The sequence below is a fragment of the Acidimicrobiia bacterium genome (assembly GCA_040902765.1).
In the GTDB taxonomy this organism is placed as follows: domain Bacteria; phylum Actinomycetota; class Acidimicrobiia; order Spongiisociales; family UBA11373; genus DATKBG01.
On the sequence record JBBDWO010000002.1, the window covers coordinates 93,245 to 115,405 of the forward strand.

Consider the following 22,161-nt stretch of genomic DNA (forward strand, 5'->3'; position numbering starts at 1 on the left):
CTACGGCCGGCGCCACCTCCCCCTGCGGGGGAGGAGAGTCCCATGCGAATCGCGAATTGCGATCTGGCCAATAGCCAATAGCTAATAGCCAATAGCTAATCGCGAATAAGGCTCATGAACTCGGCGCGGGAGGCGGGGTTGTCGCAGAAGCCGCCGCGCATCGCAGAGGTGATCATCGACGAGCCCTGCTTCTGGACGCCGCGCATCATCATGCAGAAGTGACTGGCCTCCAGGACGACGGCGACACCGTGCGGTTGGAGAATCTGCTCCATGGCGTCGGCGATCTGGTTGGTGAGGCGTTCCTGCACCTGGAGGCGCCGGGCGAAAACGTCGACGATTCGGGCGACCTTGCTGAGGCCCACGATCTTGTCGTTCGGGGTGTACGCCACATGGGCCTTCCCGAAGAAGGGGAGGATGTGGTGCTCGCATAGCGAGTAGAACTCGACGTCCTTGACCAGAACCATTTCCTCGTGGTCGATCTCGAAGATGGCGCTGTTGACCACCTCGTCGGGTGTCCTGCCATACCCACTGGTGAGGAAGCCCATCGCCTTGGCCACCCGCAGCGGCGTGCGGGCCAGCCCCTCTCGCTCGGGGTCTTCCCCGATGAGTTCGAGCATCCGGGTGACGACGGCCTCGAACTCGGGGTCGAAGGTCTCGTCGGTGAGCGCCTCCATGCCCTGCTCGGTGGCATAGCGCTGACTGTGATCGCTCATGATCGGTTCGATGTCCTCTCGTGGGAGTGCGGCCGCGATGTCCTTCATGCTCCGCCCGCCGACCACCCAGTCCGGTGCGACGTCCGCCACCGGAATGGCGATATGACCGTAGCGGTCCAGAGACGGATCGGGGACGGCGGTCCCGCCGACCTCCCCTTCGAAACCTTCCACCAGCACGATGTCGAGATCGAGGGTCCTGGGCGCGTTGGGGTCGTCGGTGCGCTCCCGCCCGAGGCCGTCCTCGATCCCGCGGAGGGCGTCACGCAACGCCTCTGGATCGAGTTTCGTGTCGACGAGGACGGCGGCGTTGACGAAGTCCGGGTAGTCGCCCCCCACGGCCCGGGTCCGGTAGAGGGAGGAGGTCCTAAGCACCTGCAGCGACCGATGGGTCTGGAGGAGCCGCAACGCGGCCGCAACGTTGCGACCCGAATCGATGTTACTGCCCACGGCCACCACGGCCCGGGTCACGAGAGCGAGCCCTCCCCGCGCTGGCGTTCGATGATGACGCCCACCGAGTCTGCGAAGCGCAGCGCACCTGGCTTGCGGACCGCAACCTCCACCTTGCCGATCCGGTCGTCCACACCGAGGCAGAGGTCGGCGATCTCAGCGACGAGACGCTCGACGAGCATCGGCTCCCCGCCCTCGACGTGCTCGATGATGCGCTTGGTGACGGTGCGATAGTTGACGGCGTCGGCGATGTCGTCGCTCGCCGCGGCCGGCCGGGTGTCGGCCCACATGGTCACGTCGACGCGGATGTCCTGGCGGTTGGTGCGCTCATCGGGGTTGATCCCGACGATCCCCTGCAGCAACAGCCCCTCGATCACGATGCGATCCATGACGGGAAGTCTACGGGGAGGCTGCCGGCAGACGGGCAACCGGCAACCGGCAACCGGCAACGGCTCGCTACACCAAGTGCGCCCCGCCGTCGACCTTGAGGATCTCCCCGGTGATGAACTCGTTGCGAACCAGGGCGAGCACCGCCTCCACCACCGGCTCGGTACCCCCGGTGCGCTGGAGGGGAATCCCGGTGGCGAGGCGCCGCAGGTAATCGGCATCGCGGCCCGGCGGGGGGAGGATGGCGCCCAGGGCCACCGCATTGACCCGAATCGCTGGAGCCAGCGCCACCGCTGCTGCCCTGGTGAAGGTGTCCAGGGCACCCTTGCTGATCGTGTACGAGAAGTGCTCCTGGTACGGGCGCTCGGTGCGCCAGTCCGTGACATTGACCACCACCCCGCCCTCGTCCCCTACCTGGGCGGCGAAGTCTCGGGTCAGCACCACCGGCGCCAGGGCGTTGACCGTCATCGTCTGCTGCCACGCCTCCACGGAGACCGCGGCGAGCGTATCCATCGGGAAGACCGCCGCAGAGTTCACCAGGATGCGAATCGGGCCGAGATCGGCCGCGGCCGCGAGGACGGACTCGGCTTCGGAGGCCAGGTCGGCCTGGATGACGGTCGCCTCCACCCCCAGGTCCCGCGCCTTCGCTGCGGTCTCCTCGGCCTCATCCGGCGACGAGCCATGGTGGATGACCACGTTGCAGCCCGCGGAGGCGAGGCCAAGAACTATCGCCCTCCCGACGCGGCGCGCCCCACCGGTAACCAGCGCGGTCCAGCCGTCGGGATCCATCGCCAGCGAGGGTAGTGGTTCGAGGAGAACAGCCCCCGATAGCGACTACCGTTTCCGCCATGGTGTACTCCGACCCGCGCCCCGGACGCTGGATCCTGCCGCTGATGATCGTCGGCATGGTCGTGCTGACCTACACCTTCGTGAACAGCCTGGAACCGGCCGAGGATCCTACCGGGGCACCGGTGGACCCGCCGTTCACCACAGACCCGATCCAGCCGACCGTGACTCTGCCCCCGGCGATCCAGCAGTTCATGGTGACGCTCGACATCTTCGAGAGCCAACTCAACAGCTTCGCCAACGAGGTCGCCCAGACCAACAGCCGCTGGGACAACCGCGATACCACCGGTCAGACCTTCGCCGAGACCCGCACCCAGTTCATTCAGTTGCAGCAGCAGCTCCGCAACTTCGAAACCGACGTGACCCAGGCTCCGAACGTCCCAGCCGACTTGGCCGCTGGCCACGTCGAACTCATGGTCGAGGTCGGGCACCTGCACCTGAAGGTTCAGGAGGTCATCGTCGGCCTGGACGCTCCCGACGACGGGACCGCCCGCCGGACCGCCGTCGCCGAGTTCCAGGTGGAAGTCCAGCAAGTCCTCGACGTCATCGAGTCGATCCGGCGCACCGCCCATGGTGAGCCCGACTCGACCACCGACACCACCGACACCACCGGCGACGAGGGCGACACGGAGACCACGACGACGATAGAGGGCGTCGAAGGCTGAGTCAGTTCAGCAGGCTCCAGGCAAACCATCCGCGACGCTGTCTGGCCAATTGCCAATAGCCAATGGCTAACTGCTCATCTCAACAGTCGTACGTCAGCCTGAACTCCCAGGGGTGTGGGCGGAGGCGAACCGGGTCGATCTCGTGGAGCCGCTTGTAGGTGGTCCACGCACGGATGACGTCCTCGGTGAAGACGTCGCCGGCAAGCAGGAACTCGTAGTCGGCTTCGAGGGCCTGCAGCGAGCCTTCGAGCGAGTTGGGGACGGACGGGACATTGGCCGCTTCCTCCGGTGGGAGGTCGTACAGGTCCTTGTCGACCGGGCCCCCCGGATCGATCTTGCGGGCGATGCCGTCGAGTCCGGCCATCAGCATCGCTGCGAAGGCCAGGTACGGGTTGGCGGACGGATCCGGACACCGGAACTCGAGTCGCTTGAGGCCTGGCTTCTTGCTGTAGGTAGGAATCCGGATCGCCGCCGAGCGGTTCCGCTGGCTGTAGACCAGATTAACCGGGGCCTCGTACCCGGGCACCAACCGACGATACGAGTTGGTGGTCGGCGCGGCGAACGCCATCAGGGCTGGGGCGTGGTGGAGCAGGCCGCCGATGTAGTACCGGGCCATGTCCGACAACCCGGCATACCCGGTCTCGTCGTAAAACAGCGGCTTGCCGTCCAGCCACAGGCTCTGGTGGGTGTGCATGCCCGAGCCGTTGTCCTGGAACAGCGGCTTGGGCATGAAGGTCACGGTCTTGCCGTACTCCCATGCGGTGTTCTTCACGATGTACTTGAACAGCGTCACCCGATCGGCCGTCTGCAGCAGCGTCCCGTAGTGGATGTCGATCTCGGCCTGGCCGGCCGTACCCACCTCGTGGTGCTGCACCTCGACAGGGATTCCGGCCTGTATGAGCCGAGCCGCCATCTCCGACCGCAGGTCCTGGAAGTGGTCCGACGGCGGAACCGGGAAGTAGCCCTCTTTGAATCCCGGCTTGTAGCCGAGGTTTCCGCCGGGCTCGTCGGTGCCGGTGTTCCACGCACCCTCCACCGAGTCGATCTCGTAGAAACCTGCGAACTGGTTCTGATCGAATCGCACCGAGTCGAAGATGTAGAACTCGGCCTCGGGGCCCCAGTAGGAGGTATCGGCGAGGCCGGTTCCCTTCAGGTAGGCCTCGGCCTTCTGGGCGATGTACCGGGGATCCTTGCCGTACGGCTGACCGGTGATCGGGTCCTTGATGTGGCAGTAGAGCAGCAGGGTCGGACGGTCCCGGAACGGGTCGACGACAGCCATCGCCGGGTCGGGGGTGAGGAGCATGTCCGACTCCTGGATCGCCTGGAAGCCCCGGATGGACGACCCGTCGAAGCCGAACCCCTCCTCGAACGACTCCTCGGTCAGTTCGGAGGCGGGCACGCTGAAGTGCTGCATCTGCCCGGGGAGGTCGCAGAAACGCAGGTCGATGAACTCGATCCCGCCGTCTCGCACCATCGCCACGACGCCCTTCGGGTCGAGCACCCCTGCCATGTCGTTCTCCTCTCTCGGCCGATCGCTCCAACGAGTGCTTTCTACACAACCCCGGTTTCCCCCCTATTGCGGAAGTGTGAACACTGTGTTTCCAGACGGCACCGCCACTTCTCACCCCGGCGACCCCGCCGTAGGATGCCCGCCCGGAGGTCCCCATGGCCAAACAGCACGAGTACGTCCTGCGCACCGTTGAAGAACGCGGCATCCGGCTCGTCCGGCTGTGGTTCACCGACGTTCTCGGCTACCTCAAGTCGTTCGCCATCACGCCCGCCGAACTCGAGACGGCCTTCTCCGAGGGCATGCAGTTCGACGGTTCGGCGATCGATGGGTTCTCCCGGGTCCAGGAGGCGGACATGCTCGCCCACCCGGACCCGACCACCTTTCAGATCCTCCCCTGGCGCGACGACCAGGCCGGTGTCGGTCGGATGTTCTGCGGTCTCACCACTCCGGATGGGGAGCCCTTCGAGGGCGATCCGCGCTCCGTCCTGCAACGGAACCTGGCGCGGGCCGCCGACCTCGGATACACGTTCATGGTCGGGCCCGAGGTCGAATACTTCTACTTCGCCGATGCCGGGCCCGAGCCGCAGCTCCTCGACCGCGGTGGGTACTTCGACCTGACCCCGCTCGACGTCGCCCAGGAGTACCGCCGCCGCACCATCATGGCCCTGGAGAGCCTCGGCATCCCCGTCGAGGCGTCCCACCACGAGGTGGCGCCGAGCCAGCACGAGATCGATCTGCGCTACACCGATGCCCTGACGATGGCCGACGCCCTGATGACCACGCGGCTCGCCGTCAAGGAGGTGGCCATGGAGCAGGGCATCTACGCCACCTTCATGCCCAAGCCGGTGGAAGGCATCGACGGCAGCGGGCTGCACCTGCACCTGTCGCTGTTCGAGGGTGACCGCAACGCGTTCCACGAGGCGGGCGCCGAGTACGGGCTGTCCCCGGTGGCCCGGGGCTTCGTCGCCGGCCTGCTGCACCACGGCCGGGAGATCACCGCGATCACCAACCAGTGGGTCAACTCGTACAAGCGCCTGGTCAGCGGGTTCGACGCTCCAGTGTGGATCACCTGGGCGCGCAACAACCAGTCGGCACTGATCAGGGTTCCGACGCCAAAGAAGGGGAAGCCGGCGAGCACACGCATCGAATACCGCTCCCCGGATCCGGCCTGCAACCCCTACCTCGCCCTGTCGGTGATCCTCGCCGCCGGCCTGGCCGGGATCGAGGGCGGGTACGAGCTGCCGCCCGAAATCGCCACCGACGTAAACGGGCTCTCACCCGAGGAACTGATGGCGCACGGGATCGACCGCATCCCCGGCAACCTGGCGGCGGCCCTCGACGCCATGGAGGAGTCCGAGTTGGTGGCGACCGCCCTCGGCGAGCATCTGTTCGAGTGGTTCCTGCGCAACAAGCGCGCCGAGTGGGACCGCTATCAGCGCCATGTGAGCCGCTACGAGCTCGAGGAGTACCTGCCGATCCTGTGATCGCCGGGCGTCACGGATCGGCGGTGACGATCCGGTTGAAGGGCCGATCCAGCGGCATCGCACTACCGTCTCCGCATGCGGATCGCCATCCATCCCGAGGAGCCGTCCGAGGCGCTGTCGGAAGCATTGACCACGGCTCGCCTCACCCCGGTCGGAGTCGCCGACGTCCTCGCCCTCTCCGAAGGGGAGCACGACGAGGGTTGGGATCTGGTGATCGTCGAGCTGGGAGACTCGCCGACGACTCGCCTGGCGTTTGCCCGCCGGGTCAAGGAGGCGGACCTGGCTCGCATCCTCGTCGTCGCCGCCGCGACCGATCACGCCGAACTCGTCGACGCTCCCTGCGACGACTTCGTGCTGACCCCCGTGTCACCGGTCGAACTCGCCGTCAGGGCGCTGCGACTGATCGAGCCGAGCAACGCCGAGACGGAGGAGTCCCTCCACTTCAAGGACCTGACCCTGGACCTGGCCACCTACCAGGCACGGGTCGGCTCCACTCCGATCGATCTCACCTACATGGAGTACGAGCTGCTCAGGTTTTTCGTCACCAACCAGGGTCGTGTCTGGTCCAGGGAACAGCTCCTGTCGCGAGTGTGGGGCTACGACTACTTCGGGGGAGCCCGCACCGTCGACGTCCACGTTCGCCGTTTGCGCTCCAAGCTCGGCGAAGAGCGGGCGTCGTGGATCACCACCGTCCGAAGCGTGGGCTACCGGTTCGGGTAGCGACCAGGATCCGTCGTGCGGGTTGCCTCAGGAAGCCGCGGCAAACAGGACCGCTACCGCCACTCCGATGACGAGCAGTGCCAGTGCGGCAAAGACCGCAGCCCGCAGTCGCACCGGTGTGTCGTCGCGATCGAAGGGATCGTCCTTCGGGTCATAGGAGCTCGGAACCCGCCGCTCGACGGGTTGCGGCCGTCGCGGCCGGCCCGTGTCGAGCCTGGGCATGGGCTCCGGGTACCGCTCCGCCACCGGGACAGCAACCTCGAGGTCCTCGAGATCCGACACGATCTTGTCGATCTCGCTGTTCTCGACGGCGTCGCTGAGATCGTGCTTCGCCCGGCGAATCATCTCGGAACTGGAGAGGGCGTCGCGGTCCTGTGAATCAGTCATCACTCAGAACCCTACCGGCCCCGCGTTCCTCTCTGAAGACTGGGAACTGGCAACCGGTAACCGAAAACCCCGATCACGCATCCCATACGTGGATCGGCATCCCCACATAGACCCTGGCCTCCTCGGCGTAAATGGTCCGATCGTCGACGCCGTCGACGAGCTCGAACGGGCGTAGGAAGTCCATGTCCCAGATCGTCACCCGGATGCAGCCGTGTGAGGCCGGGTACGAGGGAACGCTGCGGTACCCGTGGATGCCGTAGTTCCACTCGCCGTACTGGCCCACATAGAAGATGCCCTTGTAGACAGACCAAGCCCGCGGGCGGGGGGACCATCCGCCCCCGTACTCGTGCTCGTAGTTGAACTGAGACCCGTTCGCCATCCGGGCGGTCCGCGGGGTCACACTCACCCCGCAACTGTCGTTCCGGCACGCGACGGTCCCGTACCCCCTCCCCGTACTCACCGGCATGATCGCCGCCACCTGGTGGTCCTCGATCAGGTAGAGGACCTGGTGACCGATGTCGACCTCGATGCGATCCCGCTGACCGCGGCGGTGCTTCGGCGGCTGAGGATCGAACGCCTCGAGCATCAGCCAGTCGGATGCGCTCCAGTCGTTGGGCGGCGGATCGGCGAGCCACTCCTCGACGGCGCTGTACGGGTCGGTGTGAGCGGGCCCGATGAGCTTGTGAAAGGAGACCACGGCGTGTCGGGTCGCGTCGTCGTAAACGCCGGTCAGTTCGGCGCGAAACAGCTTCCTGCTGGCGAGCAGCCACTGCAGTCGCAGAACGTCCTCACCATCGTCCCCGGGGCACAGGTGGGGATACGACTGAAACGGCTCCTCCGGGGGCCGGATGCTACCCGTCGGACCGCACAGGTCGGACCGCGCCGACCAGTTCATCGGGAGAACGAAGCCGGCCAGGGTCGCACCCGGCTCGAGGCCGCTGGTGTGCACATACGGAACGTCCGACTGGGGATGCCCGAGCAAGCGAAGGTCGGCGGATGCGCCAGCCGACGCCGGGGCCACGAGCGTTGCAGCGACGGCGACGACCACCGCTCGTCTGAACACCCGGCGGTACCTCATCGGAAGGACCATACCGCCCCGATAAGCGCCGGAGCGAGCATGCCGGGATTCAACCGAATTCGATGCCCTGCGCCAACGGGAGGTCGCCACCCCAGTTGATCGTGTTCGTCTGACGCCTCATGTACGCCTTCCATGCGTCCGATCCCGCCTCGCGACCACCGCCGGTCTCCTTCTCGCCGCCAAAGGCCCCGCCGATCTCGGCGCCCGAGGTACCGATGTTGACGTTGGCGATGCCGCAGTCGGAGCCCTCAGCAGACAGGAACAGCTCGGCGGCGCGCAGGCTGTTGGTGAAGATCGCCGACGACAGGCCTTGAGGAACCGCGTTCTGCAGCACGATGGCGTCCTGGATGTCACGAGCCTCGGTCACGTACAGGATCGGAGCGAACGTCTCGATGTCGATGATCGGTGCGTCACGGTCGATCTCGATGATCGTCGGCTCGACGAAGTGACCGGCGAGGCCCACCTCGGCACGCTTACCACCGGTGAGGACCTTGCCGCCCTGCTGCTGGGCGACCTCGATGGCCGCCATCATCTCGTCGACGGCGGAGGCGTTCACCAGCGGTCCCATCAGCGTCGCCGGATCCAGCGGATCGCCGATGCGGACCTGCCGGTAAGCATCGACCAGACGCTTGAGCACGTCTCCCTTGATGCCGGACTCGATGATCATGCGCCGCACCGAGGTGCACCGCTGTCCGGCGGTCCCGACGGCGCCGAACAGCACCGCCCGGGTCACCAGGTCGGGATCGGCGTCGTCGAGGACGATGACCGCGTTGTTGCCGCCGAGTTCAAGGATCGACCGCCCGAAGCGCTTGGCCACGGCGACGCCGACCTTCTCCCCGACGGCACAGGACCCAGTCGCGGAGACGAGCGGCACGCTCTTGTCGTTGATCATCCGGTCGCCGACCTCGGAGCCGCGCCCGACGACGAGGTTGAAGACGCCCTCGAACCCGGTGTCGGCCATCACCTCGTCACAGATGCGGGTGACGGCGACCGCGGTCAGCGGCGTCTGCGACGACGGCTTCCAGACGATCGTGTCACCGCACACGGCGGCGATGAAGGCGTTCCACGACCATACGGCCACCGGGAAGTTGAAGGCCGAGATCACGCCGACGGGGCCCAGCGGATGCCACTGCTCGTACATCCGATGGCGGGGCCTCTCCGACGCCATACTGAGGCCGTAGAGCTGCCGGGAGAGCCCGACGGCGAAGTCGGCCATGTCGATCATCTCCTGGACCTCACCCTGACCCTCGGCGACGATCTTCCCCATCTCCAGGGACACCAGGGCGCCGAGAGCCTCCTTCCTGTCGCGAAGCGCGTTTCCGATCAGCCGCACGTACTCGCCGCGCTTGGGTGCGGGCAGCATTCGCCACTCGGCGAAGGTCTCCCGGCTGGAGCGCAGAACCGCGTCGTAGTCGTCGGCGCTCGCTTGCGTCACCGAGCCGATGGTCTCGGTCGTGGTCGGGTTCTCCACGGCGAGATCGGAGCCTCCGGTCTGCAACCAACCCCCGGCGTAGGCCCCTGGGCTGGTATCGGTGAGGCCGAGCGCCTCGAAGATGTCGTCACGATTCATGGGCGCTCCTTCAGCGTGCGGCGATGACTTCGATCTCGACGAGGTAGCCGCCGGGGAGGGCACCCGCCTGGACCGTCGATCGAGCGGGTGGGTCGGTGTCGAAGTATCGGGCGTACACCGCGTTGACCGCGGCGAAGTCGTCGATGTCGGCGAGGAACACCGATGCCTTCACCACGTCCGGGAACCCCAGGCCGAGGTCGCCCAGGATGGCAGCGATGTTGTCGAGAACCCGCTCCGCCTGAGCGGCTACGTCGCCATCGACCTTCTGACCGGTGGCCGGCTCGAGGGCGACCTGACCGGCGAGGAACACGAACCCGTTGGCCTCTGCAGCCATCGAGTACGGGCCGAGCGCCTTCGGTCCACTGGGCGTCTCAGGCAGCGACTTGGGCATGTGATGAGGCTCCTCGGGTGTCAGACGTGGAAGGGTAGCCCCGCACTCAACCGGCAACGGATGCCGGGCGATCAGCGCTCAGCGAATTGCGAGTCCCCTACGAGAACGAGTTGCCACACCCACACGAACGGGTCACGTTCGGGTTGTTGATGTGGAAACCGGCACCGGACAGTCCGTCCTTGTAGTCAACCTCGGCGCCGTTGAGCATGTCGAGGCTCTGCGTGTCGACGATCAACTTGACGCCACCGTCGTAGTCGCTGATCACATCGCCCTCGTCGACCGCCGCGTCGAAGTACATCTCGTACGAGAACCCGGAACAGCCGCCGGGGCGGACCCCGATGCGGAGGGCGAGACCCTCCTCGTCCTCACGGGCCATCAGCTCGGCGACCTTGGCCACCGCCGACGCAGTCAGCGTCACCTTGGGCTCAGCCCCGCGCGGCGTGATCGAAATAGTCTGCATGGGGCGAGTATACGTGCACCCCGGTTGGGGGCCAGCCCGGGGCCGCAATTCGCTATTCGCTATTCGCGATTCGCAGAACCGCCGCTTGGGCCGTCCGACGTGTTCCGGGGCGCTTGCGAATTGCGAATCGCGAATTGCGTATCGCTCACAAGCACTACCTTGCTCGTGTGACCACCACTCGCACCGTCGAAGACATAGAGGCGGCGCTGCGCGGCGTCGTCGACCCGGAACTGGGGGGCGACGTCGTAGAACTCGGCATGGTCCGCGACATCTCGGTGGACGGCGGTGTCGCCACCATCTCGATCGCCCTCACCATCGCCGCCTGCCCAATGCGGGACCAGATCGAGAACGACGTCATCCGTAAGGTGAGGGCACTCGATGCGATCGACGAGGTTGTGGTGCAGGTGACGGCGATGACCCAGAGGCAGCGTTCCGAGCTGATGTCGGTGGCCCGACGCAAGGCTCGTGAGGGCGCTACACCGACCATGGTGTCGCCCACGACCCGGGTGATCGCCGTCGGATCGGGCAAAGGCGGTGTCGGCAAGTCGTCGATCGCGGTCAACCTGGCGGTGGCCCTGCGCGGCGCCGGCTTCCGGGTCGGGCTGCTCGACGCCGACATCTGGGGATTCTCCGTGCCCCGAATGCTCGGCGCCACCGGCCGGATTCAGGCCAACGACGACGGAAAGATGCTGCCCGAGGAAGCCCACGGCGTACAGCTGGTTTCCACCGGGCTGCTCGTCGACCGGGAGGAAACCGCCCTCATGTGGCGGGGTCTCATGCTCTCCAAGGCACTCGAGCAGTTCCTCACCGATGTCGCCTGGGACCGCGACCTCGACTACCTGGTCCTCGACATGCCGCCCGGCACCGGGGACATCCAGATGGCGCTGTCCCGGCTCCTCCCACAGGCGGAAATGGTGGTGGTGACCACCCCGCAGAAGGCGGCGCAGAAAGTGGCGGCCAGGGTCGCCGACATGGCACGCCGCTCATACATGCCGGTGGTCGGAGTCATCGAGAACATGTCCGGCTTCACCGCCGACGACGGGCGGACCTACGACCTGTTCGGATCCGGCGGTGGGCAGGAACTCGCCGACAACCTCGGCGTGCCCCTGATCAGCCGGGTGCCACTCGACCCCTTCGTCGTCGAAGGCGGCGACGGCGGGAACCCGGTAGTAGTCGCCCATCCGGATGCTCCGTCGGCCCAGGCGATCATCGCCGCCGCTGCGCGAATCGTGGAACTCGTCCCCCCCGCCGCCGAAGAAACCTGCACCGCAAGGATCGCGGTCCTGATGGAACAGCTGGGGCGAGTAGCGAGCAGCGAGTAGCCAGAGCGCTACCGGCTACCGGCTACCGGCTACCGGCAAGAACCAGCAGGCAAGGCTCGGCGCGTCTGGCTGGTAGCTGGCAGCTGGTAGCCCGAGTCGGCCGAAGGCCGACTCACCTACACAGCTTCAGTAGCAGCTGATATGGGTTGGTCAACGGACCGCCGCCCGGCTGGAGGCCCAGGTGCAGGTGCGGCATGCTGGAGGCACCGGTGCTGCCGACGTACCCGATGATCTGGGTGACACCGACGCGACTCCCGGACGATATCCCCGGAGCGAACCCATGCAAGTGGGCGTAGTAGTAGACGTCGCCGCTGTCTCCCCGAAGGTACAACTGATTGCCCCCGGCCCAGTGCCAGGAGGGGCTCCCATTGACGATGGTGCCGTTCTCCATGGCCACCAGGGGCGTCCCGGTCGCAGCCACGATGTCGGTCCCGTGATGGACACCGTTTCGATACGGGCGGGGCTCGAGCCATGAGTCGCGGAACGTGTTGCCGTATCCGGGCGGCACCGGACACGTCCTCCCGCTCGGGTCGATGTGGGCGCTGGTGGCGAAACCACCCCTGGCGGCGGCCGCACGCTGAGCCGCCTCTTGCGCCGCCCGGCGCGCCCGCTCCCGCACCGCCTCCTCCCGCTCCCACTGCTCGGCGAGCGCCCGGTACTCAGTGTTGATCACTTCGAGATCATCGAGCAGAGCGTTCATCTGCACCTGGACTTCCGCTGCCTGTTCCGCCTGTACCACCAACAGCTGTTCGAGCTCATCGGTGAGGCGTGACCGATCCTCCTGAAGCGAGACGAGCAGGTTGACCGCGTCGAGATCCTCGTCGACCAGAGCATCGAGATAGGCGCTGCGGGCACCGAGGATGCCGATCGACTCGGGGCTCATCGCGGAGATCGCCGACGTGCTCGAGCCGAAGTTGAGGTACATGTCGAGCGCCCGCTCCTTGGCGGCCAGCTCGGCGAGGGCGATCTCGCGGTCACGATTGGCGATGTCGGCCTCGATCCGCCCGATCCGCGCCAGGGTGTGGTCCTGCTGCAAGGCGATGAAGTCCAGTTGGGCGAGGCGCTCATCCACCTCGGACTGCTTGGCGTTGACGCGGCCACGCGCCTCGTCGAGTTGGGCGCGGGTCACCTCGGCGGAAGCGGCAATGGTCTGGCCGATCACCGCGGTGAGAACCACGGTGACAATGGCGAACCGTCGCCAGGACGAGAGAGGGGCAGGAGCCAACTCGGCCATACGCACGGCGAGGTTACCCACGCAGGGAAATTGCGAGACAGATCAACAGACGGACACGAGGATCGAATACGGGTTGGCGAGGGCACCGAAGAGCGAGCCACCCGGGTACCACCCGAAGTGGAGGTGGGGCGTGCTCGCATTGCCGGTGGCACCCACGTACCCGACCCGCTGCCCCGCCTCGACCCTGGAACCCGTCGACACGGTCGCCGCTGACGCCAGGTGCGCGTAGTACCACAGCCCGCCACTGTCGCCCAGGATGTACAACTGGTTGCCGCCGGAGCCGTGCCAGTTGACCTGATACACCTGTCCGGCCTCGATGGCGACCAGCGGGGTCCCGTTGGGTGCCATCAGGTCCTGGCCGGAGTGGGTGCGCCCTCCATCCCGGGGGGCACCCCAGGTGTCGGTGAATGAGTGAGCGCCGTCCACCGGACATACCCGGGTCCCGGCCGGCTGGGACGGTACCGAAGGTGGAGGGGCCACGGTCGTGGGAGGAGCGCCCGTGGTAGGCGGCGTGCCACCGGAGGGGGGCGTGGTGGTGGTGGTCGTCGCCAGGGCCAGAAGCTCCTGCCGGCGACGCTCCTCCTCCTCCCGCCGGATGCGCTCGGCTTCCTGCGCGTCCCACGCCGACTTGACCGTCTGATAGCGATCGTTGGCGTCCTCCAGGCGTGTGTAGATCTCGTCGATGAGCGCCTCCATCTCGACGAGCAACTCGGCCTGCTCGGCGAGCGATGCGTCGACGAGTTCACGTTGCTGTTCGTAGTCGCGCCGCGAGGCCTCGAGGGTGTTCACCGCCTGCCGGTCGGTGGTGGCCACCGAGTCGTAGTAGACAAGCCGGGCAGGGAACGCCCCGACGTCGGCGACCGACACCAGAACCGAGCGGGTGGCTCCGGCCGTCATGTACATCTCGGCCGCGTGATCGAGGGCATCCCGCCGCGCCCGATCCAGATCCCGCTCTCTGGCGGTCAGCTCCACCAACATCCGGTCGAGGCGGTCGCGCAGCACCGCCTCCCGAGCCACCGCCGCGTCGTACTGAGCGGTCTGACTCTGCAGCATGTCGGACACACTCCGCAGCTCCCGACGCGCCGAGTCGACCTCAGCCGGTGTGACCTCGGCTCCGACCGGAATCACCGGCAGTCCGACGAGCAGGACGACGGCGATCGGCAGCCAGCGCCTCATGGCAGGTCCTCGTAGAGGGCTGGCGAGTACCCATCGATCACGGTCGCATCGGCGCGACCATCCGCCACGAGCGCGCGGAGGTGGGCCGCCACCGAGACGGCAGCGACCGGATGGAGCGCCGGGTCGACGTCCTGATAAACCATGGTCACGATCCCATCGACCGATGTCGCCCCATCATGAAGCGCTCTCACGATCTGACGTTCCCGGTCGAGTCGGTGGGCCAGGTAGGCGGCCAGCACGTCGTCGGGCTGGTCGATCACCGGGCCATGACCCGGGTACAGCCGACGTAACCCGGTGCCGAGGAGCCGCTCGAGAGAGGCCATGTAGGCGCCCATGTCTTCGACCACGACCGTCGATCCACCCATCACGTGGTCCCCGGTGAACAGGTCGTCGCCGAGCCGGAAACAGATCGAGTCGGGGGTGTGACCCGGCGTCTCCACCACGCGCAGCGACAGATCACCCACGGCGATCTCATCGCCATCGGTCACCGTCCGATCGGCGGCGAAGTCCGGGCCGTCCCCGAATCCGACGGCCGGGATCCCGAACTCCTCGGCGAGCGGGTTCGCAGCCGGTGCGTGGTCGGGGTGGGTATGGGTGACCAGCACCGCCACCGGACGGGAGCCCGCCACCGCGGCGCGGATGGCATCGCCGTGCTCGTCCGAGCGAGGCCCCGGATCGACGATGGCCGACTCTCCTCCATCATCCACGATCCACGTGTTGGTTCCCGGACCTGTCATCAGGCCCGGATTCGGCGCGAGGATGCGTTCAACGGCCACGGACGGTCTCGGATCGCGAGGGTGACCCCGGCACGACGACACGAACGGCGCCATCCGGGTCTGACACGAGCACCGGTTCGATGGGATGCGGTTCCGCCGCTGCCGCGTGGGCCAGGATCGCTTCCACATCGCCCAGATCGGCCAGCAACTCCAGGTGGACACGGGTGGGAAGCTCGATCAGCCACTCGCCGGCAGCGGCGCGATCGAGGGCGAGTAATGGCCTCACCCACTCGGGTTCGAACACTTCGATGTCATCGGTACGCGCCGTGGCATCGGCCGGGACCGCAGCGACGAAGAACCGGGTGTCGAATCGCTTGGGGAGGCCTGCAGGGGTGATCCAATTGCTCAGGTAGTGCAACCGCTCCGCATCGAGCATCGCCCCACGCTCGGCGAGGGCGGCGAACAGTGCCTCTCCCCCGGGTAGGGGCTCGTCAACCCCCGGCCGCGTCAGGGCGAGCCCGGCCTCTTCACACAACTCGCGTAACGCGGCGGCCCTCCACGGGAGCTCCTCGGCGTCCCCGCTCCAGCGCACGACCCCTGCCGCAGCGGCACCGCGATCGGCGTCGTCCACGGATCCACCGGGAAACACCCTCGCCCCGGCCATGAAGCGGGCAGACCGATCCCGCCGCACCAGCAGGGTCTGCACGCCGTCGGCAGCGGGACGAACCGCGATGACGGTTGAAGCCGGGCGTGGACGAACGACGGCGGAGCCTGCGGGGGACACAAGCCGAATATAGGTCGGTTCCCGGGTTGTGAACACCCCCGACAGCTGCGGGAGTGTGTCGACCTATTCGGCGGAGGTAGCAGCGAGGCGACGCGACACCACCTGCCGGCGCTCCAATTCGGTGAGGCCGCCCCAGATGCCGTAGGGCTCGCGGATCTCCACCGCGAACTCGAGGCACGGCCCCTGGACGGGACAGACCCGGCAGATCGCCTTGGCCCGTTCCTCACGACGCTCCCGATCATCCTTGCGTTCCACCGTGCTCGGTGGGAAGAACAAGTACGAATGGTTGCCCCTACACAGACCGTTCACCTGCCATGAACGATCCATCGCACCGATTTCGAGCACTACCGCCTCCTCGATCCCCGCAGCCGCCAGCGGCGGCGACGCTAGCAGGGGGTGCTCGTAAGGGCCAGGGAAAAGATGCCTGGGCCCTTCTCGGCACGACGTTGTCAGGTCAGTTCGGATCGACGAGGAGCACCACCCCGCGAACCGCGACCACCGTCACCCGATCGCCGTTACCGATGCCTGCCGCCCTGGTGGCTCGGGCCTTCCAGCGGGCGCCATCGAGATCCACCAGACCCTCAGGATCGAGAGCACCCAGCGCCGTGCCAGTCCGACCGATCAGGTGGTCCCGGCCGATGGTCTGGGTGGCGAAGCGGGTTCGGGCGACCGTCGTCAGGGCGATCCCGAAGAAGGCGACGGTGGCGAGGACTATCAACACCACGGTCCACCAGGACGGGGTGAGGGTCTCGTCGCCGCCGACGAAGCGAAAGCCGGCGAACCCGAGCAGGAGCGTGCCGAGGACGCTCTTCCAACCCAGATCGTTGCGTTGAAACTCGACGACGTAGAGCACCACCGCCAGGACCGCGGCGCCGACGGCCGGCCACCACACCGGCAGGGTCGCCATCCCGTGTCCGGCGAGGAGCAACATGCTCGCCGCGATGGCGGCGACGATGCCCGGACCGGCTGCGTAGAACTCGAAGACGATGAGGGCGAGCCCGAAGACGAGGAAGGCGAACACGGTCGCCGGTTGGGTTCCAACGGCGAGCACTCGATCGACCAGACCGGGTTCGATGAACCGCACCTGATGGAGCGGCACGATCGACGCCACACCATCCACCACCTCGGTACGGGCCGTCTCGAGGGTCACCGTCTCGCCGGCCACGACGACCTCCATGCCGTGGAGTCCGACCACGAACTGACCTATCGAAGGGGCAACGAGATCGACCAGGCTGACGATCGGGCTCTCACCCACCACCACCTGACCACCTCGGACTTCCGATGGCAAGGAAGGAGCGAACTCGTCGACCATCGTGTCGTCGTCGCCGCCGGCCACGACCGGCAGGGCCGGCCCGATGACCGTACCGGGGGCGGCGCCAGTGACCGGAGCCGCCGCCATCACCAGAGCCGCGCCCCCGCGTGCCGACGCCGGTGCCGGCCCCAACCACACGGCGAGAGGTACCGGCGGATCGGACACGACCTGGAGCAGGCCGGCGATGTCATCGGACAACACCACGCCCGGATCCATCTGCAGGACGACGAGGTGGGCATCGGATTCGAGCACCGCACCCACCACGAAGTCGATCGCCCGAGCATCGAGGTTGCCACGGACCACGATCACATCGACCCTCGAGTCGGTGCCCGCGCTTGCCGAGACGGTGAGCAGGCCGACAGCACACACGACGATGAACAGGAGCAGCCGACGCAGCATGCCCCCATGGTACGAGCGATGTCGAGCGGCGAAGGCGGGCCGCTAGCCTGACCTCCGATGCCGTCCATCCTCCTCGTCGCCGATACCCCGTGGATCGTCAACGACGTGCTGGCGAGCCTTGCCGACCGGTCGTATGAGATCACCCATCTGGACGACCCCCGCCAGATCACAGACCGGCTCGCCGCCGACAGACCTGACGCCGTCCTGGTCGACCTTCAGATCGGTTCGATGGGCGGCATGGCCGTGTGTCGCGAGGTCAGGGCCACGGGCGACGACGCACCGCCGGTGATCCTGTTGCTCGACCGCGACGCCGACTCGTTCCTGGCAGGGCGCTCCGGAGCGGTCGCCGCAGTCCGCAAACCCTTCTCGTCAGACGCGCTCCGCGCCGCCATCAACGCCGCCGTTGGCGCCGGCACTCCCGCCTAGCTCACCGGCAGGCGCCCCCGTCGTCAACACACGCGACGTGAGCGGAACAGCCGTTGGGAAGCACTACGCTTCCGCCCCTACGGGACGTGGCGCAGCTTGGTAGCGCGCATCGTTCGGGACGATGAGGTCGCCGGTTCAAATCCGGCCGTCCCGACCTCAGGAGGCGCGATTCGCAATTCGCGGTTCGCAATTCGCAAGACGAAGAAGAGAGGTCACGGCGGCGATCAACCCCTGATCGCCCGTCCGGTGTTCCGGCGAATCGCGAATTGCGCATCGCGAATCGCGGCCAATAGCTCTTAGCTATTGGCCAACTCGACTATTTGCACCGCGTTGAGGGCTGCGCCTTTGCGCAGGTTGTCCCCGACGGCCCACAGCGACACGCCGCCCGGACGACCCAGGGTGGCCCGGACCCGGCCGATGAGCACCTCGTCGATCCCTGCTGCATCCAGAGGGGTCGGCACCTTGTCGTGCCACACTTCGACCCCGGCGACGGCGGCCATCAGGCCGACCGCCTCCACGGGATCTACGGACCGTGAGAACCAGGCCGTGGCCGCCACCCCGTGACCGGCGACCACGGGAACGCGAACACACGTTGGCTCTACCAGCACGGACGGCGCATCGAGGATCTTGCGGGTCTCGTTCACCAGCTTCATCTCCTCGTCGGTGTAACCGCCTTCGACCGCTCCGCCGGCGAACGGCACCACGTTCCAGCCGATCGGCCGCGGATACACGCCCTCGGGCGGCTCGGTCCAACTCCCTGTCCGAAGAGCATCCGGATCGGCGCCGAGGTGGGCGGCCTGCTCGAGGAGCGTGTCCACGCCCTTCTGCCCCGACCCCGACACCGACTGGTACGAGGTCGCCACCAACTCCTCGAGGCCCGCGGCGCGGTGCAGGGGCGCCACCGCCATCAGCAGCACCATCGTCGTGCAATTGGGGTTGGCGATGATCCCCTGATGGGTGGCGATCGCACCGTCGTTGACGCCGGCGACGACCAGGGGAACACCCGGGTCCATCCGCCATGCCGAGGAGTTGTCGACCACCAACGCGCCGGCCTCGGCGAACCGACGCGCATGGAGGCGCGACCGATCGGCGCCCGCTGAGAAGAGAGCAACCTCCAACCCGGCGGGATCGGCGTCGGCGAGATCCTCCACCACGACCGGACCCCATGCAGTGTGGACGGTGCTACCGGCCGATCGCTCCGAGGCCATCAGACGGAGTCGGTCCACGGGGAAGGCGCGCCGCTCGAGGGTGGCGAGCATCTCCCGGCCGACCGCGCCCGTGGCTCCGACGACGGCGACCGTGGTCATGATGCGGTGGCCATCGTCGGCGGCTGGAATGCGTCGTGGAGCAGACGGACCGCTTTGGGAGCGTCGTCCTCGTCGATCAGACACGACACCCTGATCGACGACGTCGTGATCATGTCGATGTTGATACCGGCGTCACCGAGGATGCGGAACATGTCGGCGACCACCTGCGGATGGGAACGCATCCCGGCGCCGACGATGGACACCTTGGCGACCCGGTCGTCGACCTCCACGCCCGTCGACGAGATCTCGGTGGCGACGCCGTCGAGGAGCGGCCGGATGGTCGCCACTTCGCCGCGCGCCACGGTGAACGAGATGTCCGTCACTCCCGCACTCGACTGGTTCTGCACGATCGTGTCCACCGAAATCCCGGCACCCGCCAGGGCACCGAACAGAATGGCGGCGACCCCGGGCGTGTCAGGCACGGCGCGCAGCGTCACCTTCGACAGGGAGGTGTCGTGCGCCACCGCGCTCACCAACGCCTGTTCCATGGTCATCTCCTTGACCCACGTCCCCTCGCCCTCGTCGAAGGACGACCTGACGTGGATGGGAACGGAGTACCTCATGCCGAACTCTACGGACCTCCCCATCAGTACCTGGGCACCGGCTGCGGCCAACTCGAGCATCTCCTCGTACGAGATCTCATCGAGCTTGCGAGCCTCGGGGATCAACCGGGGATCGGCGGTAAACACACCGGCAACGTCGGTAAGGATCTCGCACTCGTCGGCTCCGAGAGCAGCGGCGAAGGCAACCGCGGTAGCGTCGGAGCCCCCTCGCCCCAGCGTGGTGATCTCCTTGGTGTCGGGATTCACCCCCTGGAAACCAGCGACGATCATCACCTTTCCGGCGGCGAGCCCCTCTTCGACGCGAAACGGCCGGATGTCCTTGATCCTCGCCTGCCCGTGCGACATGTCGGTGAGGATGCCCGCCTGCGAGCCGGTCAGGCTCAGCGCTTCGACGCCCTGATCCCGGATCGCCATCTCGAGCAGCGCCATCGAGATCCGCTCCCCGGCCGTGAGCAGCATGTCGAGGGCCCGCGGGTGTGGGCTGTCGCTCACCTGGCGGGCCATGGCGAGCAGTTCGTCGGTGGTGTGCCCCATGGCCGACACGATGACGACCACGGAGTCGCCGGAGCGCCGTCGATCCGCCACCCTGCGGGCGACGGCACGGATCCGGTCGGGGTCACCGACCGAGGTACCGCCGTATTTCTGAACGACGAGAGCCATCGGCGCGAGCGTACCGGCGCCACCCCGCTAGCCCGGTGCAACCGCCGACGCGATCGATGGGCACCGAGCGCCGGTAACCTCGTCCCCGTGTTGCGCCGTACCGTCAGCCTCCTCGCCCTGGTCACCGTCGTCGCCGTCTCGTGCGGCGGCGACTCGGGTGGCCCACCGGTCACCTCGGCCGAGTACACGGCCTTCCGGAACCAGCCCACCGCCTGTGGAGCCACGGCTCCGCCCGAAGCGCGGGCCATGGAGTTCGACGCCCCCGAAGACCAGGGCCTGACGGGAACCGTTCGGGTGCGGCTCGATACGTCTTGTGGACCGATCACCCTCGACCTGTTCCCCGACGTGGCCCCGCAGGCGGTGAACAGCTTCGTGTTCCTCGCCCGAGCCGGGTACTTCGACGGCACGGTGTTCCACCGCATCGTCCCGGGATTCGTGATTCAGGGCGGTGACCCGACCGCGGCCGGGACCGGCAACCCTGGCTATCGCCTGCCCGACGAACTGCCCCCGGAAGGATTCGCCTACGGCCCCGGCGTGGTGGCGATGGCCAACTCCGGTCCCGACTCGGCAGGAAGTCAGTTCTTCATCGTGGTCGCCGACATCCAACTACCGGCCGCCTACACCGTGTTCGGCGGCTTCGTCGACGGAGCCGATGCCATCGCCGCGATCCTCGCCGTACCGCTGGCGGTGAACTCCCGCGGCGAGCGCAGCGTCCCCCTCGAGACGGTCTACATCGAATCGCTGACCGTCGAGGGCTGATGGCCGTCGACCTGCACACGCACTCGGACTACTCGGACGGCTCCGACACCCCGTCGAGGATCGTCGAACTCGCCGTGGCCGCCCGCCTCACCGCGGTCGCCCTCACCGACCACGACGGCATCGACGGCAACGCCGAGGCGATAGCGGCGGGAGAGGGTCGCATCGAGGTGATCGCCGGGGTGGAGCTGTCGGTGGCGTGGGGCGACCGGGCCGTCCACCTCCTCGGCTACTGGATCGAGCCCGACACCCCCATCGCCGAGCTCCTCGCCGACATCCGGGGCAACCGGGATGAACGGAACCGGGCGATGGTCGCCGCGCTCGTCGACCTCGGTGTCGACATCACCGAGGACGACATCGCCATCGAAGGGGGCCGGGGTTCGGTGGGACGGCCCCATATCGCCGCGGTCCTCGTCCAGAAGGGCGTCGTCGCCACCATCGCCGACGCCTTCGACCAGTACCTCGCCGCCGGCAGACCCGCCTATCGGGGACGACTGCGCCTGGATCTTCCGGAGGCAGTCGACCTGATCCACCGGTCGGGCGGCGTGGCCGCAGTAGCCCACCCGCACACCATCGCCGATCGAGAGATCGAGTTCCTCGACCTCTTCGAACGACTCACCGGTCTCGGCGTCGACGGTGTCGAGTGCCACTACGGGGAGTACGCCCCCGACCTCAGGGACCGCCTGGATCGTCATGCCCGTTCCCTGGGCCTCGTCCCCACCGGGGGCAGCGACTACCACGGCACGTATAAGCCCGGGCTCGCCGTGGGCACCGGAAGAGGCGATCTGACAGTCCCCGACACGGCCGTCACCGAGCTCCTGGAGCGTCGAACTACGGGCTAAGGAGGG

24 protein-coding genes, 1 tRNA gene and 1 pseudogene are annotated in these 22,161 nt (G+C 67.3%); 8 read left to right on the plus strand and 18 right to left on the minus strand.

Annotation, left to right across the window (positions count from 1 at the left end):
- Positions 1-95: 95 nt before the first annotated feature.
- The 4 genes and pseudogenes from folE to WEA29_00730 form a co-directional block, all read right to left on the minus strand.
- Positions 96-674, minus strand: coding sequence for a GTP cyclohydrolase I FolE (folE, locus tag WEA29_00715; GenBank protein MEX2322284.1), 579 nt, complete (start codon positions 672-674; stop codon positions 96-98).
- Between the two features lie 123 nt (positions 675-797).
- Positions 798-1,181 (minus strand): annotated as a pseudogene (gene folK / locus WEA29_00720) (2-amino-4-hydroxy-6-hydroxymethyldihydropteridine diphosphokinase).
- Positions 1,178-1,549 (minus strand): dihydroneopterin aldolase, encoded by a 372-nt coding sequence (gene folB, locus WEA29_00725; protein MEX2322285.1) that lies wholly within the window; start codon positions 1,547-1,549, stop codon positions 1,178-1,180. Before folB ends, folK begins: the two are co-directional and overlap by 4 nt.
- A 67-nt stretch (positions 1,550-1,616) precedes the next feature.
- On the minus strand, positions 1,617-2,336 hold the full coding sequence (locus tag WEA29_00730; protein ID MEX2322286.1) for an SDR family oxidoreductase: 720 nt from the start codon (positions 2,334-2,336) through the stop codon (positions 1,617-1,619).
- Positions 2,337-2,395: 59 nt separating this feature from the next.
- Here WEA29_00730 and WEA29_00735 point away from each other — a divergent pair, with 59 nt between their 5' ends.
- The gene (locus tag WEA29_00735) at positions 2,396-3,058 is read left to right on the plus strand and encodes a hypothetical protein (GenBank protein MEX2322287.1); all 663 of its coding nucleotides are present in this window, start codon (positions 2,396-2,398) and stop codon (positions 3,056-3,058) included.
- 79 nt (positions 3,059-3,137) lie between these two features.
- Here WEA29_00735 and glnA read toward each other — a convergent pair whose 3' ends face one another.
- On the minus strand, positions 3,138-4,568 hold the full coding sequence (gene glnA, locus WEA29_00740; GenBank protein MEX2322288.1) for a type I glutamate--ammonia ligase: 1,431 nt from the start codon (positions 4,566-4,568) through the stop codon (positions 3,138-3,140).
- A 155-nt stretch (positions 4,569-4,723) separates the two neighbouring features.
- Between glnA and WEA29_00745 the strand changes: the two genes are divergently transcribed.
- Positions 4,724-6,052 (plus strand): glutamine synthetase family protein, encoded by a 1,329-nt coding sequence (locus WEA29_00745; protein ID MEX2322289.1) that lies wholly within the window; start codon positions 4,724-4,726, stop codon positions 6,050-6,052.
- Positions 6,053-6,127: 75 nt separating this feature from the next.
- A complete protein-coding gene (locus tag WEA29_00750; protein MEX2322290.1) occupies positions 6,128-6,772 on the plus strand; it encodes a response regulator transcription factor in 645 nt (214 codons plus the stop codon).
- A 27-nt stretch (positions 6,773-6,799) separates the two neighbouring features.
- On the opposite strand, the gene WEA29_00755 is transcribed toward WEA29_00750, so the two are convergent.
- From WEA29_00755 to erpA, 5 genes are all read right to left on the minus strand, one after another.
- Complete coding sequence (locus WEA29_00755; protein MEX2322291.1) at positions 6,800-7,159, minus strand: hypothetical protein; 360 nt, start codon at positions 7,157-7,159, stop codon at positions 6,800-6,802.
- 73 nt (positions 7,160-7,232) lie between these two features.
- The gene (locus WEA29_00760) at positions 7,233-8,237 is read right to left on the minus strand and encodes a L,D-transpeptidase family protein (GenBank protein MEX2322292.1); all 1,005 of its coding nucleotides are present in this window, start codon (positions 8,235-8,237) and stop codon (positions 7,233-7,235) included.
- Positions 8,238-8,286: 49 nt separating this feature from the next.
- On the minus strand, positions 8,287-9,807 hold the full coding sequence (locus WEA29_00765) for an aldehyde dehydrogenase family protein (GenBank protein ID MEX2322293.1): 1,521 nt from the start codon (positions 9,805-9,807) through the stop codon (positions 8,287-8,289).
- Positions 9,808-9,817: 10 nt separating this feature from the next.
- Positions 9,818-10,198: a Rid family detoxifying hydrolase gene (locus WEA29_00770; protein MEX2322294.1), complete on the minus strand. Its 381-nt coding sequence runs from the start codon at positions 10,196-10,198 to the stop codon at positions 9,818-9,820.
- 97 nt (positions 10,199-10,295) lie between these two features.
- Positions 10,296-10,658, minus strand: coding sequence for an iron-sulfur cluster insertion protein ErpA (gene erpA / locus WEA29_00775; protein MEX2322295.1), 363 nt, complete (start codon positions 10,656-10,658; stop codon positions 10,296-10,298).
- A gap of 167 nt (positions 10,659-10,825) precedes the next feature.
- On the opposite strand from erpA, the gene WEA29_00780 reads away from it, so the two are divergent.
- Positions 10,826-11,980: a P-loop NTPase gene (locus WEA29_00780; protein MEX2322296.1), complete on the plus strand. Its 1,155-nt coding sequence runs from the start codon at positions 10,826-10,828 to the stop codon at positions 11,978-11,980.
- Positions 11,981-12,092: 112 nt separating this feature from the next.
- Here the strand turns inward: WEA29_00780 and WEA29_00785 are convergent, their stop codons facing one another.
- From WEA29_00785 to WEA29_00810, 6 genes are all read right to left on the minus strand, one after another.
- Complete coding sequence (locus WEA29_00785; GenBank protein ID MEX2322297.1) at positions 12,093-13,214, minus strand: peptidoglycan DD-metalloendopeptidase family protein; 1,122 nt, start codon at positions 13,212-13,214, stop codon at positions 12,093-12,095.
- Positions 13,215-13,256: 42 nt separating this feature from the next.
- Positions 13,257-14,390: a peptidoglycan DD-metalloendopeptidase family protein gene (locus tag WEA29_00790; protein ID MEX2322298.1), complete on the minus strand. Its 1,134-nt coding sequence runs from the start codon at positions 14,388-14,390 to the stop codon at positions 13,257-13,259.
- Positions 14,387-15,127, minus strand: coding sequence for an MBL fold metallo-hydrolase (locus tag WEA29_00795; GenBank protein ID MEX2322299.1), 741 nt, complete (start codon positions 15,125-15,127; stop codon positions 14,387-14,389). Before WEA29_00795 ends, WEA29_00790 begins: the two co-directional genes overlap by 4 nt.
- Before the next feature lie 28 nt (positions 15,128-15,155).
- Positions 15,156-15,890, minus strand: coding sequence for a hypothetical protein (locus WEA29_00800; GenBank protein ID MEX2322300.1), 735 nt, complete (start codon positions 15,888-15,890; stop codon positions 15,156-15,158).
- Positions 15,891-15,953: 63 nt separating this feature from the next.
- On the minus strand, positions 15,954-16,217 hold the full coding sequence (locus tag WEA29_00805) for a WhiB family transcriptional regulator (protein ID MEX2322301.1): 264 nt from the start codon (positions 16,215-16,217) through the stop codon (positions 15,954-15,956).
- 127 nt (positions 16,218-16,344) lie between these two features.
- Positions 16,345-17,601: an NfeD family protein gene (locus tag WEA29_00810; GenBank protein ID MEX2322302.1), complete on the minus strand. Its 1,257-nt coding sequence runs from the start codon at positions 17,599-17,601 to the stop codon at positions 16,345-16,347.
- A gap of 57 nt (positions 17,602-17,658) precedes the next feature.
- On the opposite strand from WEA29_00810, the gene WEA29_00815 reads away from it, so the two are divergent.
- Positions 17,659-18,027, plus strand: a complete 369-nt coding sequence (locus WEA29_00815; GenBank protein ID MEX2322303.1) for a response regulator — start codon at positions 17,659-17,661, stop codon at positions 18,025-18,027.
- Positions 18,028-18,107: 80 nt separating this feature from the next.
- Positions 18,108-18,181: transfer RNA gene (locus WEA29_00820), tRNA-Pro, on the plus strand.
- A 142-nt stretch (positions 18,182-18,323) separates the two neighbouring features.
- Here the strand turns inward: WEA29_00820 and WEA29_00825 are convergent.
- Together WEA29_00825 and WEA29_00830 are read right to left on the minus strand one after the other, a co-directional pair.
- On the minus strand, positions 18,324-19,334 hold the full coding sequence (locus tag WEA29_00825) for an aspartate-semialdehyde dehydrogenase (protein MEX2322304.1): 1,011 nt from the start codon (positions 19,332-19,334) through the stop codon (positions 18,324-18,326).
- Entirely contained in the window at positions 19,331-20,557 is a 1,227-nt protein-coding gene (locus tag WEA29_00830; protein ID MEX2322305.1) for an aspartate kinase, read from the minus strand. The genes WEA29_00825 and WEA29_00830 overlap by 4 nt, the downstream gene beginning before the upstream one ends.
- Before the next feature lie 87 nt (positions 20,558-20,644).
- Here WEA29_00830 and WEA29_00835 point away from each other — a divergent pair, with 87 nt between their 5' ends.
- Together WEA29_00835 and WEA29_00840 are read left to right on the plus strand one after the other, a co-directional pair.
- Positions 20,645-21,316 (plus strand): peptidylprolyl isomerase, encoded by a 672-nt coding sequence (locus WEA29_00835; GenBank protein ID MEX2322306.1) that lies wholly within the window; start codon positions 20,645-20,647, stop codon positions 21,314-21,316.
- Entirely contained in the window at positions 21,316-22,155 is an 840-nt protein-coding gene (locus WEA29_00840; protein ID MEX2322307.1) for a PHP domain-containing protein, read from the plus strand. Before WEA29_00835 ends, WEA29_00840 begins: the two co-directional genes overlap by 1 nt.
- Positions 22,156-22,161: the final 6 nt, after the last annotated feature.